This is a genomic window from Nonomuraea sp. IBHARD001 (genome assembly GCF_056106265.1).
In genome coordinates this window covers 2,001,081-2,017,021 of the sequence record NZ_JBWBBW010000002.1, presented here as the reverse complement: position 1 = coordinate 2,017,021, position 15,941 = coordinate 2,001,081, and the positions used below count along the sequence as shown (strand labels likewise).

The 15,941-nt window shown below is 70.4% G+C and carries 12 protein-coding genes; 4 read left to right on the top strand and 8 right to left on the bottom strand.

What is annotated here, in order from left to right:
- Nucleotides 1–32 precede the first annotated feature (32 nt).
- Nucleotides 33–1,460: an aldehyde dehydrogenase family protein gene (locus tag ACTWNK_RS11415; RefSeq protein WP_474303864.1), complete on the bottom strand. Its 1,428-nt coding sequence runs from the start codon at nt 1,458–1,460 to the stop codon at nt 33–35.
- Nucleotides 1,461–1,640: 180 nt separating this feature from the next.
- Here ACTWNK_RS11415 and ACTWNK_RS11410 point away from each other — a divergent pair, with 180 nt between their 5' ends.
- Nucleotides 1,641–2,312: a TetR/AcrR family transcriptional regulator gene (locus tag ACTWNK_RS11410; protein ID WP_474303863.1), complete on the top strand. Its 672-nt coding sequence runs from the start codon at nt 1,641–1,643 to the stop codon at nt 2,310–2,312.
- Nucleotides 2,313–2,361: 49 nt separating this feature from the next.
- On the opposite strand, the gene ACTWNK_RS11405 is transcribed toward ACTWNK_RS11410, so the two are convergent.
- On the bottom strand, nt 2,362–3,780 hold the full coding sequence (locus tag ACTWNK_RS11405; protein WP_474303862.1) for a PucR family transcriptional regulator: 1,419 nt from the start codon (nt 3,778–3,780) through the stop codon (nt 2,362–2,364).
- Nucleotides 3,781–3,867: 87 nt separating this feature from the next.
- Here ACTWNK_RS11405 and gabT point away from each other — a divergent pair, with 87 nt between their 5' ends.
- On the top strand, nt 3,868–5,217 hold the full coding sequence (gabT, locus tag ACTWNK_RS11400; RefSeq protein ID WP_474303861.1) for a 4-aminobutyrate--2-oxoglutarate transaminase: 1,350 nt from the start codon (nt 3,868–3,870) through the stop codon (nt 5,215–5,217).
- Nucleotides 5,218–5,400: 183 nt separating this feature from the next.
- The gene (locus tag ACTWNK_RS11395) at nt 5,401–5,637 is read left to right on the top strand and encodes a hypothetical protein (RefSeq protein WP_474303860.1); all 237 of its coding nucleotides are present in this window, start codon (nt 5,401–5,403) and stop codon (nt 5,635–5,637) included.
- A 13-nt stretch (nt 5,638–5,650) separates the two neighbouring features.
- On the opposite strand, the gene ACTWNK_RS11390 is transcribed toward ACTWNK_RS11395, so the two are convergent.
- The 6 genes from ACTWNK_RS11390 to ACTWNK_RS11365 form a co-directional block, all read right to left on the bottom strand.
- Nucleotides 5,651–6,871: a saccharopine dehydrogenase family protein gene (locus ACTWNK_RS11390; RefSeq protein WP_474303859.1), complete on the bottom strand. Its 1,221-nt coding sequence runs from the start codon at nt 6,869–6,871 to the stop codon at nt 5,651–5,653.
- A gap of 302 nt (nt 6,872–7,173) precedes the next feature.
- On the bottom strand, nt 7,174–8,373 hold the full coding sequence (locus ACTWNK_RS11385; protein WP_474303858.1) for an extracellular solute-binding protein: 1,200 nt from the start codon (nt 8,371–8,373) through the stop codon (nt 7,174–7,176).
- 773 nt (nt 8,374–9,146) lie between these two features.
- Nucleotides 9,147–9,887, bottom strand: coding sequence for a hypothetical protein (locus tag ACTWNK_RS11380; protein WP_474303857.1), 741 nt, complete (start codon nt 9,885–9,887; stop codon nt 9,147–9,149).
- A gap of 899 nt (nt 9,888–10,786) precedes the next feature.
- Nucleotides 10,787–12,295, bottom strand: a complete 1,509-nt coding sequence (locus tag ACTWNK_RS11375) for a CoA-acylating methylmalonate-semialdehyde dehydrogenase (RefSeq protein ID WP_474303856.1) — start codon at nt 12,293–12,295, stop codon at nt 10,787–10,789.
- Nucleotides 12,292–13,584, bottom strand: coding sequence for an aspartate aminotransferase family protein (locus ACTWNK_RS11370; RefSeq protein ID WP_474303855.1), 1,293 nt, complete (start codon nt 13,582–13,584; stop codon nt 12,292–12,294). Before ACTWNK_RS11370 ends, ACTWNK_RS11375 begins: the two co-directional genes overlap by 4 nt.
- 99 nt (nt 13,585–13,683) lie before the next feature.
- Nucleotides 13,684–15,144 carry an MFS transporter gene (locus tag ACTWNK_RS11365; RefSeq protein WP_474303854.1) on the bottom strand — a complete coding sequence of 487 codons (1,461 nt, stop codon included), beginning with the start codon at nt 15,142–15,144 and terminating at the stop codon, nt 13,684–13,686.
- Between the two features lie 55 nt (nt 15,145–15,199).
- Between ACTWNK_RS11365 and ACTWNK_RS11360 the strand changes: the two genes are divergently transcribed.
- A complete protein-coding gene (locus ACTWNK_RS11360; RefSeq protein WP_474303853.1) occupies nt 15,200–15,913 on the top strand; it encodes a TetR/AcrR family transcriptional regulator in 714 nt (237 codons plus the stop codon).
- Nucleotides 15,914–15,941: the final 28 nt, after the last annotated feature.

The window sequence follows — 15,941 nt, the reverse complement described above, 5'->3', positions numbered from 1 at the left end:
GGCGAGAACGGTCCCGCCAGGGCGTGAACCACCTAGAGCGACACCCCGGTGATCACCATGACCTTCTCGTACGTCAGGTCCATCATCGTCGAGCGCACACCCTCCCGCCCGATGCCCGACTCCTTGACGCCGCCGTAGGGCATCTGGTCGGCACGGTAGGACGGCACATCGCCGATGATCACGCCGCCCACCTCCAGCTCGCGGTTCGCGCGGAAGGCGAGGTCGAGGGAGCGGGTGAAGACGCCCGCCTGCAGGCCGTACTTGGAGGCGTTGGCGCAGGCGAAGGCCTCGTCGGCCGATGCGACCCGCTGGATGATCATGACGGGCCCGAAGACCTCCTCGCAGGAGACCTTGGACTCGGCCGGCACGTCGGCCAGCACGGTGGGGGCCACGGTGGCGCCCGAGCGGGTGCCACCGGCCAGGACGCGTGCGCCCGACGCGACCGCCTCGGCGATCCACTGCTCGACGCGTTCGGCGGCGGCCTCGGAGACGAGCGGGCCGACCTGCGTCTTGTCGTCCAGCGGATCACCGGTGACGAGCGCGTCGACGGCGGGCAGCAGCTTGGCGACGAACGCGTCGGCGACCGACTCCTCGACGATCACCCGCTGGACGGCGATGCAGCTCTGCCCGGCCTGGTAGTTGGAGAACAGCGCGACCCGCGAGGCGGCCCAGTCCAGGTCGGCGTCGGCCAGCACGACGGCGGCGGCGTTCCCGCCGAGCTCCAGCGTGACGTGCTTGCGCGGCACCTGCTCAAGCAGCGAGTAGCCGACGGGCCCTGACCCGGTGAACGACACGACCGGCAGCCTGGGGTCGTCGACCAGCCCGGCGGCCCGGTCGTTGGGCACGGGCAGCACCGAGAACATCCCGGCGGGCAGGTCGGTCTCGGCGAGGATCTCCCCGAGCACGAGCGAGGACAGCGGCGTCGCGGGCGCGGGCTTGACGATGACGGGCGCGCCGACGGCGATGGCGGGCGCGACCTTGTGCGCGACCAGGTTCAGCGGGAAGTTGAACGGCGTGATCGCCAGGACGGGCCCGCGCGGCACGTGCGAGATGTAGGCGAGCCTGCCGGTGGCCGCGGGCTCGGTGTCGAGCCGCATGGCCTCGCCGGAGAACCTGCGCGTCTCCTCGGCGGCGAAACGGAAGGTCGAGACCGCCCGGTTCACCTCGCCCCTGGCCCAGAGGATCGGCTTGCCGTTCTCGCCGGTGATCAGCTGGGCGATCTCCTCCGCCCGTTCGGCCAGGCGGCGGGCCACATGTGCGAGCGCCTCGGCCCGGACGTGGATCGGCAGGGCCGCGGCCTGCTTGCGCACCGCGTCCGCGGCGGCGACGGCCGCCTCGACCTGCTCGGCGGTCGGAACAGAGTAGACACCCACGGTACGGCCGTCGTGGGAGTTCGTCACGGTGAGCTCGGCGTCCCCGGTGGTGGGGCGGCCGGCGAGCCAGAAGGGGCGGACATCCATGCCATGACGCTATGACACCGCAGACGCCTCATCCTTGCGCCGGAGTGCACAACACTCTCCACTCACCACTCCGTTACGCATAAGCATGTATTTTTCCCGGTTCTGTAACACAACTACCACCAAAGCGGGATGTTTATTGGCGGAGCGCGGTTTAGGGAAAGCCCGGACCGGCTACATCAAGTGAGTGGGTTCCGAGTGCGGCGGGCCCCCGAGCAGAAGGGCGTGGCCATGAACCCCTCGGCGCCGCTCGGGCTGCAAGGCGCCTATCTGCTCGGCGAGCGCGCCTCGCACGACGAGTTGCGTTCGCGCCTGCTCGACGTGGCGGGCGCCCTGCTGGTCAGCGACGGCCCCGACAGCCTGTCCATGCGCAGGATCGCCAGCGAGGCCGACTGCTCGACGACCGTGATCTACACGATGTTCGGCAGCAAGGAAGGCCTGGCCGAGGCGCTCTACCTGGAGGGCTTCGAACGCTTCAGACGGCATCTGGACAAGGTGCCCGCCCGCAAGGACCCGTTCGAGCATCTCGCGGCGCTCGGCCCGGCCTATCGCGAGGCCTGCCTGTCCGAGCCCGGCTACTACAGCCTCATGTTCGAGCGCGCCATCCCCGGCTTCGAGCCGAGCGAGCGGGCCAGGACCCTGGCCAGGGCGGCGCTCAACATCCTGGACCGGGTGATCGCCGACTGCATCTCGGCCGGGTACCTCGTGCCGACCCAGCCCCGCAAGATCGCCGACGCCCTCTGGGCCGCCGCGCAGGGTGCGATCAGCCTGGAACGCGCCGGACACCTGCGCGACAGCCGTACCTATGACGCGGTCACCACGGCCACCATCTGCTGCTACCTCGTGCAGCGATAGGTCAACGAGCCCGGGTTCGATAGGTCAGCAGGCCCGGGTTCAGCGGTCGTCAGCGGGCCCAGTTCAGCGCGATCCACAACTCGGCGCGTACGCCCGGGTCGTCGAGGTTCCTGCCGAGGAGTTCGGACACGCGTTTCATCCGGTAGCGCAGGGTGTGCCGGTGGATGCCGAGATGCTGGGCGGCGGAATCCCAGTGCCCGTTGCTGCCCAGGTAGGCGCGCAGCGACTCCACCAGGTCCGCCTTCGAGCCGTAGTCGCGCAGCGGTGCCAGCACGGCGGCGGCGAACGCCTGGGCGGCGGCCGGGTCCAGCAGCGACAGCAGCCCCTGGCCCGCCAGATCGGCGAACCGCATCGCGCCTCCGCTGCGCCTGGCGGTGTCCAGGGCGCGCACGGCCTGCTCGACGCCGGTGGCCAGGTCGCCGAGCGGGACGGGCGAGCCGAGACCGACAGGTTCGAGGTCGAAGACGAGCGCGTCACCGGCGGGCAGCAGGGCGATCACCGGGCCCTCGTCGTCGAGGAAGGCGGCGAACACGCGTCCCTCCATGGCATCCAGCGCCGACTCCCCCTCGGTGGCCAGCACCACGACCTCGCCCGCGGGCAGCTCGCCCAGCGTGCCGAGCACCTCGCGGGCCTCGGCGACCCGCCCCGCCACCAGCAGCCTGAGCACGGCCGAACGCAACCGGCGCACGGCGGCGAGTTGCTGCCCGCGCTGCTCGACGGCCAGGGTGAGCAGCGAGCCCGCCGCGTTGACCACCGTGTGCACGACCGGGCTGAACGCCATCGGCGCCCCCACGGCGAAGTACCCGCGCACCCTGCGCAGCGCGCCGATCGGCTGCACGATGATGTGCTCGCCCGGTGTCGACAGCGACAGGCTGGCCACCTGGTCGCGACCGGTCCCGCGCAGCCGTTCCAGCTCGGCGGTGACGGCGGCGGGCCTGGCGTCGCGGGTGGCGTGGCGCACCGCGCCCGACTCGTCGAGCAGCATCGCCCAGCCGCCGACCTCGGCCGCGAGCCTGTCGATGACCGCATGGGTGCCTTCGGGCAGCAGCGCGGCCCTGGTCAGCCTGCCCTGCGCGGCGAAGGCCCGGCTGAGCTCTTCGTACTGCTCGGCGGCCAGCAGTTCGCTCACGGTCTTGCCGATCGCGATGAACGGCGTGCGCCTGGGCACCTCCAGCAGCGGCAGCCCGGCCGCCCCGGCGGCGGCGACCAGCTCGGCGGGCACCTCGGCATGGCTCAGCCCCACGCCGAACCCGAGCCCGGCCACCCCGCGAGCGGTCAGCCTGGCGACATAGTCGTCGTAGGGCGCGGCCAACCGCATACCGGTCGTCAGGACGAGTTCGTCGCCTTCGAGGAACGGCGTCGGGTCCTCGAGCTCGCTGACCGCGACCCAGCGCACGGGATGGTCGGTGGAACCCGCGAGCACCCGCAGTCGCATGCGTCGCACGACGATGTCGAGTGAGGGCGCCATAGTTATCCATTCCGGCCAAGCTGGTCGTTGCCATTGTGCCATGGCGACATATCGGCGCTGGTGGGCGGTGGGCTTACCGTCACAGTCATGACCAACATTCAGGGAGGCCCCTCGCTTCCGCAGGAGCGCCGCCTCGTCACCGAGATCCCCGGCCCGAAGTCCAGGGAGCTGTTCGCGCGCAAGCAGGCGGCCGTGCCGCCCGGCATCGGCACCACGCTGCCCGTCTTCGTGACCCACGCGGGCGGCGGCGTCGTGGTGGACGCCGACGGCAACTCCCTGATCGACTTCGGCTCCGGCATCGCGGTCACGAATGTCGGCAACGCGGCTCCCCGCGTCGTCGAACGCGTCCAGCGCCAGGTGGCCGACTTCACCCACACGTGTTTCATGGTCGCGCCGTACGAGTCGTACGTGAGTGTCTGCGAGCGGCTCAACGAGCTCACGCCGGGCACGCACGAGAAGCGCACGTTCCTGGTCAACAGCGGCGCCGAGGCCGTGGAGAACGCGGTCAAGGTGGCACGCGCGGCCACCGGCAGGCAGGCCGTCGTGGTGTTCGACCACGGCTACCACGGCCGGACCCTGCTGACGATGACGCTGACGGCCAAGAACATGCCGTACAAGCACAGCTTCGGCCCGTTCGCCCCCGAGGTCTACCGGGTGCCGCTGGCCTACCCGTTCCGCTGGCCGGGCGGCGCGGACAACTGCGCGGAGGAGGCCGCCGCGCAGGCCATCGACATGATCAACAAGCAGGTCGGCGCCTCGAACGTGGCCGCCGTCGTCATCGAGCCGATCGCCGGAGAAGGCGGCTTCATCGAGCCGGCCAAGGGCTTCCTGCCGCGCATCGCCGAGTACTGCAGGGCCAACGGCATCGTGTTCGTCGCCGACGAGGTGCAGACCGGTTTCGCCCGCACCGGACAGCTGTTCGCCTGTGAGGACGAGGGCATCGTGCCGGACATCATCTGCACCGCCAAGGGCATCGCGGGCGGCCTGCCGCTCGCCGCCGTCACCGGCCGCGCCGACCTGCTGGACAAGGTGCACGTCGGCGGCCTCGGCGGCACCTACGGCGGCAACCCGCTGGCCTGCGAGGCGGCGCTCGGCGTGCTGGAGACGATCGAGGCAGACGACCTGGTGGCCAAGGCGGCCAGGATCGGCGAGATCATGCTGCCCCGCCTGAACGCGATGCGCGAGCGCTTCGACGTCGTCGGCGACGTACGCGGCCGGGGAGCGATGATCGCCATCGAACTCGTCGTGCCCGGCACCAAGGAGCCGCACCCGACGGCCGCGGCCGAACTGGCCAAGCTCTGCCACGCCGAAGGCCTGCTGGTGCTGACCGCCGGGACCTACGGCAACGTGCTGCGCTTCCTGCCCCCGCTCGTCATCCCCGAGCACCTGCTCGACGAGGGCCTGTCGATCATCGAAAAGGGCCTGTCGACGCTGTAGTCCCATCGACATATCCCAATAGAACGGGCATCCGACTTGCGGTCGGATGCCCGTTTTATTGCCGTACGGCGGGCAGTAGTGGGGGGATTTGACCCTCTCTTGACGTCAAGCGGGGTCGGCCTGATCGCAGAGAGGGTTATAACGGTTGCGGTACAGGGCCGGACGACTGCCACGAGGAGCGTGATGGACTGGGGTCCGAGCAGGACGGCGCGGGTGATGGTGACATTCGACCCTGATGGCCTGTCGTGGGCCCAGCGAGACGGCGACGCGTGCGTGGTGTGCCACAAACGCTGGCCGCGTCCGAGAGTACGCGTCGGCCGCCTGCCCGACGACTGCGCCGTGCTGGCCTGCCACGACTGCGCCGACGCGCTCGCCCCTGCCCCGCCGCTCGCCACCGTCCTCGCCTTCCCGGGCTACTGACCGGAGCCGGAGGTCAGGCCGCGACGACCACGTTCTCCTCGCGCATGCCCCACGGTGAGCCGTAGTCGCCGAGCAGATCGAGGAAGGGCACCGCGTCGAACGCCTCGGGGCCGAGCACGCCCTCCCCCTGCCACACGCCGCGCGCCAGCAGTTCCAGTGCGACGACCGGATGCAGGGCCGTCTGCCACACGACGGCCTGCGAGCCGTACTCCCGCATCGACCAGGCGTTGTCCACCACGTGGTAGAGGTAGACCTCGCGCGGGGCGCCGTCCTTGCCCACGCCCTTCACCCAGGTGCCCGCGCACGTCTTGCCGCGCATCAGCGCGCCGAGCGTCGCCGGGTCGGGCAGGCTGGCCGCCACCAGGTCGCGCGGCGCCACCTCCGCGCCGCCAACGCGCAGCTTGTCGGCGCTGTCCAGGCCCAGCTTGCGCAGGGTCTTCAGCACGCCGATGAACTCCTCGCCGAGCCCGTACTTGAACGTCACCCGCCGCGCGTCGATCCAGCGCGGCACCAGCAGGACCTCCTCGTGCTCGACGTTCACGCACTCCACGGGGCCGATGCCCTCGGGGAAGTCGAACACCTCGGGCTCGCTGAACGGCTCGGTCGTGCGCCACTCGCCGTCCTCCCACACCACGGGCGGGTTGAGGCACTCCTCGATCGTGGTCCAGATGGAGAACGTCGGGGCGAAGTCGTGTCCTTCGACGACGAGGTTCGAGCCGTCCCTGATGCCCACCTCGTCGATGCTCTGGAACAGATGGTCGGCCGCATACCGGGCGAACACATCCGCCAGCCCCGGCTCCACGCCCATCCCGACCAGCGCCAGCCTGCCCTTGCCCCGCCACTCGCCGTCCCTGGCGAACTGCTCGTCACCCAGCTTGACCCCGGTCAACTCGTACGGCCTGCGCGGGTGCGGCCTGCTGAGCGACATGGCCATGTCGAGGTAGTGCGCGCCCGCGCTCAGCGCCGCCTCGAACAGCGACATCGTGAAACGCGGGTCGACGGCGTTGAACAGCACGTCGATCCGGTGCTCGGCGATAGCGGCCTCGACCTGGGCGCGGTCGGAGGCGTCGAGGGCGATGGCGCTGAACCTGGGGTCGTCCACCTGGGCGACCGCGGCGCTCGCGCGGCTCTGTTTGGAGTCGGCGACCACGATGTGTTCGAAGAAATCTCGGCGAGCGGCAATGGGCACAACGGCGGAGCCGACGCCGCCGGCCCCCACAAGAAGGATTCGCATGGCCCGACCCTACCCACTGACTGGTCATTCAGTCACTAGAGGAATCGGACAAAATTCTGGAGCCCGTGCGGGCGTGCGGGGTGTGCGGGCGATGTGGCGGCGCCCGCCGAAGTCCTGCTGGAGGAGCGTGATGGACGGGCCCCTGCCCGGTGCCCACGGTGGGCATGACGGGGCGCCAGCCGTACAGGCTTGAGTGGGGGGATGGGGCGCCCAGGTCGGGGGGAACGCCGGGCGCCCCGGCAGGCCGCGCCCAGCGGGGGGACGGACGCGCCCGCAGCTCTAACGCAGAGGAAAGCCCCCGGTCAGCTCACCAGCCCCCGCCACCGCGTCGTCCAGGTGGCATAGTCAGTGCATTCCCCGTCCTGGCCCCGGCAATCCCCCGGTGGGCGAACGGCAAAGGCGATCTTGTCCAGCCTCGCCTGCCTGCCCACGCCGTAGATCTCGCACATCTCCTTGGCCGCGCCCTTGCACGCCTTCGGATTGGCCGGCGCGAGACCCGCCCACGCCGCCGCCTGGCGCTGGACGTCGGCGGTGGACATGTAGTCGAGCCAGCGGTAGGCGCAGTCCAGGTTCGGGACGTTCGCCGCCAGCATCCAGGAATCGACCCATCCGGTCGTCATCGGCGTCTTCAACGCCTTCACCTTCACCGAAGGCACCTGCTTACCGGCCCGCCGCAGCAGGTCGCGATAGTACGGCGTCGCCTGGGCCATCGCCAGCTCGCCCGTCGCGAACCCCTTGACCAGGTCGAGCGGGTCCTTCCAGTACAGCCGGTCGGCGTGCTGCTCCAGCTTGGCCATGACGCCGTCGAGCTGGGCGGCCGTGAGCTGGTAGGGGTCCTTGACGTCCAACTCGTCGCGGTAGGCCAGGGCCACGTCCGCGATCGTCATCGGACTGTCGTGCAGCGCCGCCCGATCCGACTCGAACAGCTCACGCGGCGAACGCGGCTTACCCTTCTTCACGTCGTAGAGCAGGTCGTAGGAGCCCCAGAGGTACGGAATGCCGTGGACCTGCTGGCCCTGGCCCTGCTTGAGCTTCTTCGTCACGTCGGCCCAGCCGCTGATCCTCGCCGTGTCGATCGGCTGCACCTGCTGGTCCGCGACGAGCTGCGCGGCCAGGTCGGGCGAGGCGGAGATCACGTCGTAGGAGCGCTGGCCCAGCTTGACGGCCATCTCCTCCGATGTGCCCACCGAGTCCAGTCTGGCCACCCTGCATCCCGTGACCTTCTCGAACGGCCCCACCCAGTTGCGCTTCGGCCCCGACGCGCCGTACTCCGCGTAGCCGCGGTAGGTGAGGATCTGCAGGGTGCCGTCGCTCGGCGGGGGCGGGGACGGCGTCGTCGTCCTGGTCGGGGGCGTGGTGCTCGGGGTGGTGCTCTGCGTTGCCGTGGGCGTGGTCGCGGGTGTGGTCGTCGTCTTCGCCGGTGCGGCTCCGGCGCTCGTACAGGCGGCAAGCGCCAGACACACGCCGACGACGCCCGACACCACCGGTGTACGACGAGCCACGGATCTCCCCCTTGTTTCCCGGTGGAGCTTACCGGGGTCGCAGGTGGGAGGGGGCTGGGGCGAGGTCGACGAAGGACCCGAGGTGGGCGGCTCGGTATTCGCAGCGAGGGTCCACATAGGCGAAGTGCACGGCATTCCCGACAGCGCACGCACCACCCACCCACCGGCGAGTACAGCTCGCGGGTGTGGTCAGGCTGGAGACCGCTCCGGGCCGCTCCTCATGGGGAGAGATCCTCTCCGGGCGAGACACAGAGACGTTCTGCTGCGGCCGACCGGCCCTACGCGTCCGGCCGCTTTCGGACCCATGAGCGGAGCCTGGCCAGAAGCGTCGCGAGACGCGAGGCTCTGTTGTCTTCCGAGGGCACGTTTGTGTCTGCCGAAGGCACCTTTGTCACTCGTGGAGCGTGAGGGCCTCGCTGGGCCCGGTCGATGACCTCGAACCAGTCGTGCGCGGTCTCCTGGCTCCGTCTGCGTTCAATGGCTCGCTGAAACACATCGGGTCGTCGACGGTCGTCGCTTTCGGCCATCCGGATTCCTCGATCTGGGAGGAGGTGCAGTGGCTTCTCCTTACCGTTTATCCCGCTTTGCCAAACTAAGGCGGGCGTTAGGTTTGGTGATCCTTCATTCGGCTGGAGCCGCTGGTGCGGAGCATTCCGCCCCTTCACTCGCGTCGCGGCCGACTAAGTGTTTGTCCACCGCCCCTTTCTGGAGTACGCGGGGCGAGGGGTCGGAGTTGGCGAGGGGGTGCGAGCCTGGTTCGGCCCGCACCCCCGTTACTTCACCTCTGCCTTTGGACTAGCCCCGACGTGAGGGCGTCTCCTCCGGCTCGGGCACCGCGCACGGCGGCAGTTCCTCGGACGGCTCGACGGCGCACGGCGGCAACTCCTCCGCCCCGCACGGTCCGCAGATCCCCGCAGGCCCCTCGGGACCAGCAGGACCCGCCGGGCCTTCCGCACCGGCGGCACCATCGGCACCCGCCGGACCAGCCGGGCCTTCCGGACCAGCCGGGCCCGCAGGACCAGCCGGACCCTCGGCACCAGCGGGGCCAGCCGGACCCGCAGCGCCGTCAGCACCCGCCGGACCCGCAGGACCAGCAGCGCCATCGGCACCCGCAGGGCCAGCCGCACCGTCAGCACCCGCCGGGCCAGCCGGACCAGCCGGGCCCTCGGGGCCAGCCGCGCCGTCAGCACCGGCAGGACCCGCCGCGCCATCGGCACCCGCCGGACCAGCCGGGCCTTCCGGACCAGCCGGACCCGCAGGACCAGCCGGACCCTCGGCACCAGCGGCACCGTCAGCGCCCGCCGGACCCGCAGGGCCAGCCGCACCGTCAGCGCCCGCCGGGCCCGCAGCGCCATCGGCACCCGCAGGACCGGTCGCACCGTCAGCACCCGCAGGACCCGCAGGACCCGCAGGACCGGTCTGACCGTCGGCACCCGCAGGACCGGTCGCGCCGTCAGCGCCCGCCGGACCAGCAGGGCCGGTCTCGCCCTTGTCGCCCTTGACCCCGGCGGCACCCGCCGGACCTGTGTCGCCCTTCTCGCCCTTGACCCCAGCGGGACCGGCAGGACCGCTGTCGCCCTTGACCCCGGCAGGACCCGCCGGACCAGCAGGACCCGTGTCGCCCTTGACCCCGGCAGGACCGGCAGGACCGGCAACCCCCGCCGGACCGGCAGCACCGGTGTCGCCCTTGACGCCGGGCGCCCCGTCGGCGCCCGCGGGACCGGCAGGCCCCTCGGGACCGGCAGGACCGGCAGGACCGGCCTGACCCTCGGGACCGACGGCTCCGTCGACACCCGCAGGCCCCTCAGGACCAGCAGGACCGGCCGGACCCTCGGGACCGACAGCACCGTCGGCGCCCGTGTCGCCCTTGACGCCGGGCGCGCCGTCGGCGCCCGCAGGACCGGCAGGTCCCTGGGGGCCGGCGGGGCCGGTGTCGCCCTTCTCGCCCGGCTTGGCGAAGGCCTCCGGCAGAACGATCCACACCGGCAGTGCTACGTAGCCGGGTGGGGTGCAAGGCACGCTGACGGACACGTCGGGACCGGGTCCGAGACGGGACTTACCCGCCCCGGCGCATCCGGCCGTACTGGCCTCTGCCGTCCCCGCATATGCGGGCGCCGAAATGAGAACGGCCGCGGCGAGCGCTCCGCCCACCACGCCCTTTCGAAATATGGAAACCACGATATGCTCTCTCCTCCTCCCGGCCAGGGCAAATCAACCCAGAATTGGGAAGTTTCCGCTGGCTGAGGGCTTACGGACTATTACTATCCACCCCGTCCCAAAGGTCAGGACAAGCGTGCGGAATTTCTCGACAACCCGGAGAAACGCCGCAAATGGAAAGGCGCCCCGCGTCACCGCGAGGCGCCTGCCGTAGGAGAAGGACAGTAGGAGAGGGAGCGCAGGAGAGGGAGAAGGGCTACCCGTTGGTCGGGAAGCCGAGGTTCACCCCGCCGTGCGAGGGGTCGAGCCAGCGGGAGGTGACGACCTTCCCCCGGGTGTAGAAGTGCACGCCCTCGCTCCCGTGCACGTGCGTGTCGCCGAACAGCGACGCCTTCCACCCGCCGAAGCTGTAGAAGGCCATCGGCACGGGGATCGGCACATTGATCCCGATCATGCCGACCTCCACCTCGTTCTGGAAGCGCCTGGCCGCGCCGCCGTCGTTGGTGAAGATCGCCGTGCCGTTGCCGTACTCGCCGCCGTTGATGAGAGCGAGGCCCTCCTCGTAGGAGGAGACGCGGACGATCGACAGCACCGGGCCGAAGATCTCCTCGACGTGCACGCGCGAACCGGCGGGCACGTGGTCGAGCACGGTGGGGCCGAGCCAGAAGCCGGGCGCCTGCGCGGCCTTCTCACCGTTGGACAGTACGGTCTCCCGCCCGTCGACGACCAGCTTGGCGCCTTCGGCCACCCCGAGGTCGAGATAGGAGGCGACCTTGTCCCGGTGCTCGGCGGTGACCAGCGGCCCCATCTCGGAGGCCGGATCGTCGCCCGGACCGATCGTCAGCCGTGACACCCGCTCGACGATCTTCGAGACCAGCTCGTCGCCGACCGGGTCGACGGCGAGTACGACCGAGATCGCCATGCACCGCTCCCCCGCCGAGCCGAACCCGGCCGAGACGGCGGAGTCGGCGACCAGGTCGAGGTCGGCGTCGGGCAGGACCAGCATGTGGTTCTTCGCCCCGCCGAGCGCCTGCACGCGCTTGCCGTGCGCGGTGCCGCTCTCGTAGACGTACTTGGCGATGGGCGTCGACCCGACGAAGGAGATCGCGCGGACGTCGGGGTGTTCGAGCAGCCGGTCGACGGCCGCCTTGTCCCCCTGGACGACATTGAAGATGCCGTCGGGCAGCCCGGCCTCGCGCCACAGCCTGGCCATGAGCAGCGAGGCCGAAGGGTCCTTCTCCGAAGGCTTCAGCACGAAGGCGTTGCCGCACGCGATCGCGACCGGGAACATCCACATCGGCACCATGGCCGGGAAGTTGAACGGCGTGATCCCCGCGACCACCCCGACCGGCTGCCTGATCGAGTAGGAGTCGACCCGGGTCGAGACCCCTTCGGAGAAGCCGCCCTTGAGCAGATGCGGGATGCCGCAGGCGAACTCCACGACCTCGAGGCCGCGCGCGACCTCGCCGAGCGCGTCGGAGTGCACCTTGCCGTGCTCGGCCGAGATCAGGGCCGCCAGCTCGTCGCGATGGGCGTCCATGAGCTGGCGGAAGCGGAACAGCACCTGCGCCCGCTTGACCAGCGAGGCGTCACGCCATGCGGGAAAGGCGGCGACGGCGGCGGCGACGGCCGTGTCGACCTCGGCCGGCGAGGCCAGCGCGACCTGCCCGCTGACCTGCCCGGTCGCCGGGTCGAACAGCTCGGACGTACGGCCGGAGGCGCCGTCGACGAGCGCGCCCCCGATCCAGTGCTGGACGTGCTTCACGACTGAACCTCTGCGTTGACGGTCTCCAGCGCGGCGAGGATGATGCCGAGTCCTTCGGCGGCCTCGTCGGGCGTGAGGGTGAGCGGCGGGGCCATGCGGATGACATTGCCGTGCAGGCCGCCCTTGCCCGCCAGCAGTCCGGCCTTCCTGCTCTCCTCCATGAAGCGCCCGGCCAGCGCGGGCGAGGGAGCGCCGTTCTCGACGAGTTCGACGGCGAACATCAGGCCCTTGCCCCTGACCTCGCCGACGATCGGCAGCCGGGGCGCGGCCTCGCGCAGCCCGTTGATGATGATCTCGCCGGTCCGCTGGGCGTTGGCCTGCAGGTCGTGGTCGAGCACGTAGTCGAGGGTGGCGTTGGCCGCGGCCATCGAGATCGGGTTGCCGCCGAAGGTGGACAGGCCCACCGCGTGCAGCTGGTCGAGCAGGTCGCCGCGCGCCACGATGCCGCCGACGGCGAAGCCGTTGCCCAGCCCCTTGGCGAACGTCATCATGTCCGGCGTCACACCGTGGTTCTGGATGCCGAAGAAGGCCGATCCCGTGCGTCCCCAGCCGGTCTGCACCTCGTCGGAGATGAACAGGATGCCCTGCTCGTCGAGTACCTCCTTGTAGGCGGCGAACAGGCCGTCGGGCGCCATGCTGAAGCCGCCGACGCCCTGGATCGGCTCGGCGATGAGGGCGGCGACGTCGTTGGTGACCGTGGTGGACAGCACGTGGCGCAGGTCATCGACGCAGGCCCTGATGTAGTCGGCGTCGCTCAGGCCCCTGAACTGGGTCAGGTGCCGGTCGGCGCCGTGCAGGAAGGTGACGTTGAGCGGCGAGAGCGAGTTGTTCTTCCACGCGCGGGTGCCGGTGACCGACACGGCGCCGAAGGAGCGGCCGTGGTAGCTCTGGCGCATGGCCAGGACCTGGTCGCTCTTGCGCGCGTAGGTGGCCAGCAGCAGGGCGGTCTCGTTGGCCTCGGTGCCGGAGTTGGTGAAGAACACCTTGGCGTCGGGGATGCCGGACAGCCTGGCGATCTTCTCGGCCAGCTCGACCTGACCGCGCAGCAGATAGACCGTGCTGGTGTGCACGACGCCGGTGGCGAGCTGCCGCTCGACGGCCTCGCGTACCTCGGGCACGTCGTAGCCGATCATGTTGGTCAGGATCCCGGCGAAGAAGTCCAGGTAGCTTTTGCCCGAGGCGTCGACGACACGGTTGCCCTTGCCGCCGACGATCTCGATGGGCTCGTTGTAGTAGAGGGCCACCCAGTTGGGGATCACTGCCCGGTGGCGCGCGAGAAGCTCCGACATGCTCCGAGTATCCCGGCTGCCCACCCGAACTCCCACCATCACTCTGTCGGAGGGATCGCACATCGCCTTACACTCTGCTCCCTCGCATCCGGCTTCATGTCATGACATGACGGCCTCCCGTACCGGGGCACGCAGGACCGTGAACGCCAGCAGGGCCGCCGCCACGCAGAATCCGGCGCCGACCCACGCGCCCAGGTGCATCGCGCTCGTGTAGGCCGCCCTGGCCAGGTCCGTCACGGCCGGATCGCCGAGCAGGACGGCCTGCCCGACCGACTCCCTGGCCGCCTCCGGCACGCCGTCCGGCATGGCGGAGCTGTAGACGCCGGTCAGCACGCTGCCGAGCACCGCGATGCTGAAGGCCATGCCGACCTGCTGCACGGTGTCGTTCAGCGCGGAGCCGACCCCGGCCGACTCCACCGGCACCGCGCCCATCAGCGTCGCGTACGCCGCGGGCCCGGCCAGGCCGCCGCCGACTCCCATGATCAGCAGTCCGGTCAGCAGCGCCGGGTATCCGGTCGTGGTCGCCAGGACGACGAAGCCGGCGCCCATGACCAGCAGGCCGAGCGCGATCAGCGCCCGATTGCTCACCTTCTGCCCGAGCGCCGCCCCCACCCCGTTGAACACCGCCGCGGCCACGACGTACGGCAGCAGCGCGAGCCCGGCCTGCTGCACGCCGTACCCCAGCACGTAGTAGAGGTATTGGGTCAGCATGAGCATCACCGCACCGGCCCCGAACGACATCAGCAGGATGGAGAAGGAGGCCCCGCTGAAGTCGCGCCTGCGATACAGCCCGAGCGGCACCATCGGCTCGGGCGTCCGGCGCTCCCACCACACGAAGGCGGCCAGCGCCACCGCGGCGAGCACGGCGACCGGCACGTTCACCCCCTGCTTCGGCGCCTCGATCACCACATAGACCAGTGCGGTCATCCCGGTGATGGACAGCAGCACGCCGACGGGGTCGACGCGCCGGGCCGGCCCCTTCGACTCGGGCATCAGCGTGAACGCCGCCACGATGGCGAGCGCCGCGACCGGCAGGTTCAGCAGGAACACCGACCCCCACCAGTAGTGCTCGAGCAGGAACCCGCCGAGCGTAGGCCCCGCGATCACCCCCACCATGGCCACCGCACTCCACGCCGCCATCGCCTTGCGCCGCTCCCCCTCGTCGAAGGTGACGATGAGAATGGACAACGTCGAGGGCATGAGGATGGACCCGCCCACCCCCATGAGCGCCCTGGCCCCGATGAGCTGCCAAGGCTCACTCGCCAGTACGGCCAGCAACGACGCCACGCCGAAGACGGCCAGTCCGACGACCAGGAAGCGCCGCCTGCCGAACCGGTCGGACAGGCTGCCCGCGGTGATCAGCAGCCCGGCGAACACCAGGACGTAGGAGTCGATGATCCAGAGGATCTCGTGCGGCCCGGCGTCCAGATCCTCGACCAGCGAGGGGATGGCGAGGTTCAGCACGGTCCCGTCGATCACGAGGACGAGCAGGCTCAGGCACAGGACGGCAAGGATCCACCAGCGTTTCGGATCCGGTTCTCGTACATCGTTCGATTTCACTCGCACACTGTACGACGATTCTCGCACACTGTGCGAGCTGAATTAGGATGGGCTCATGACCAAGCAGCTCTTCACCTCGGTCTGGACCAGAGAGGCCCGCCAGGCCAAGCCCCAGGGCCTCAGCCGCGACCAGATCGTCGGCGCGGCGCTGGAGCTGCTCGACGCCGAGGGGCTCGACGCGCTCAGCATGCGCAAGCTGGGCGCCAGGCTGGGCTCGGGCGCCACCAGCGTCTACTGGCACGTGGCCACCAAGGACGAGCTGCTGGAGCTGGCGCTGGACCAGGTCTTCGGCGAGCTCGTCGACCAGGGGCCCGACACCACGCCGTGGCGGGCCGCCGCGATCGCCTTCGCCTACAACATGCGCGCGGCGCTGTTCCGTCACCCCTGGGCGGTCTCGCTCATCGGCACCGTGCCCTCGATCGGCCCCAACGCGCTGGCCCTGTCGGTCAATGTCGGCAAGGTGTTCGGCCGGGCCGGGCTGAGCGGCCTCGACACCGACAGGGCGACCTCGGCCGTGCTCTCCTACGTGCTGGGCGCGGTCACACCCGAGGTCACCTGGCGCACGACGCTGGAGCGTTCGGGCGCGAGCGCGCAGGAGTGGGACGAACACCTGCGCCCCCAGGTGCACCGCGCCGCCTCGGTCCATCCCGAACTGGTGGAGAAGTTCGAGAAGTACGCCCATCTCGACCACGAGACGGCCAGGACGATGAACTTCGACTTCGGCCTGACCTGCATCCTGGACGGCATCCAGGCCAGACTCGGGCATTGAGCACGCCCCCTGCTTGAGAGCGGCGGCA

Bases quoted from the DNA above. Each gene is read 5' to 3' on its own strand.
- ACTWNK_RS11395 (WP_474303860.1), top strand. From the start codon at position 5,401: ATGGACTGGGGTCCGAGCAGGACGGCGCGGGTGATGGTGACATTCGAC.
- ACTWNK_RS11360 (WP_474303853.1), top strand. From the start codon at position 15,200: ATGACCAAGCAGCTCTTCACCTCGGTCTGGACCAGAGAGGCCCGCCAG.
- gabT (WP_474303861.1), top strand. From the start codon at position 3,868: ATGACCAACATTCAGGGAGGCCCCTCGCTTCCGCAGGAGCGCCGCCTC.
- ACTWNK_RS11405 (WP_474303862.1), bottom strand. From the start codon at position 3,780: ATGGCGCCCTCACTCGACATCGTCGTGCGACGCATGCGACTGCGGGTG.
- ACTWNK_RS11370 (WP_474303855.1), bottom strand. From the start codon at position 13,584: ATGTCGGAGCTTCTCGCGCGCCACCGGGCAGTGATCCCCAACTGGGTG.
- ACTWNK_RS11415 (WP_474303864.1), bottom strand. From the start codon at position 1,460: ATGGATGTCCGCCCCTTCTGGCTCGCCGGCCGCCCCACCACCGGGGAC.
- ACTWNK_RS11390 (WP_474303859.1), bottom strand. From the start codon at position 6,871: ATGCGAATCCTTCTTGTGGGGGCCGGCGGCGTCGGCTCCGCCGTTGTG.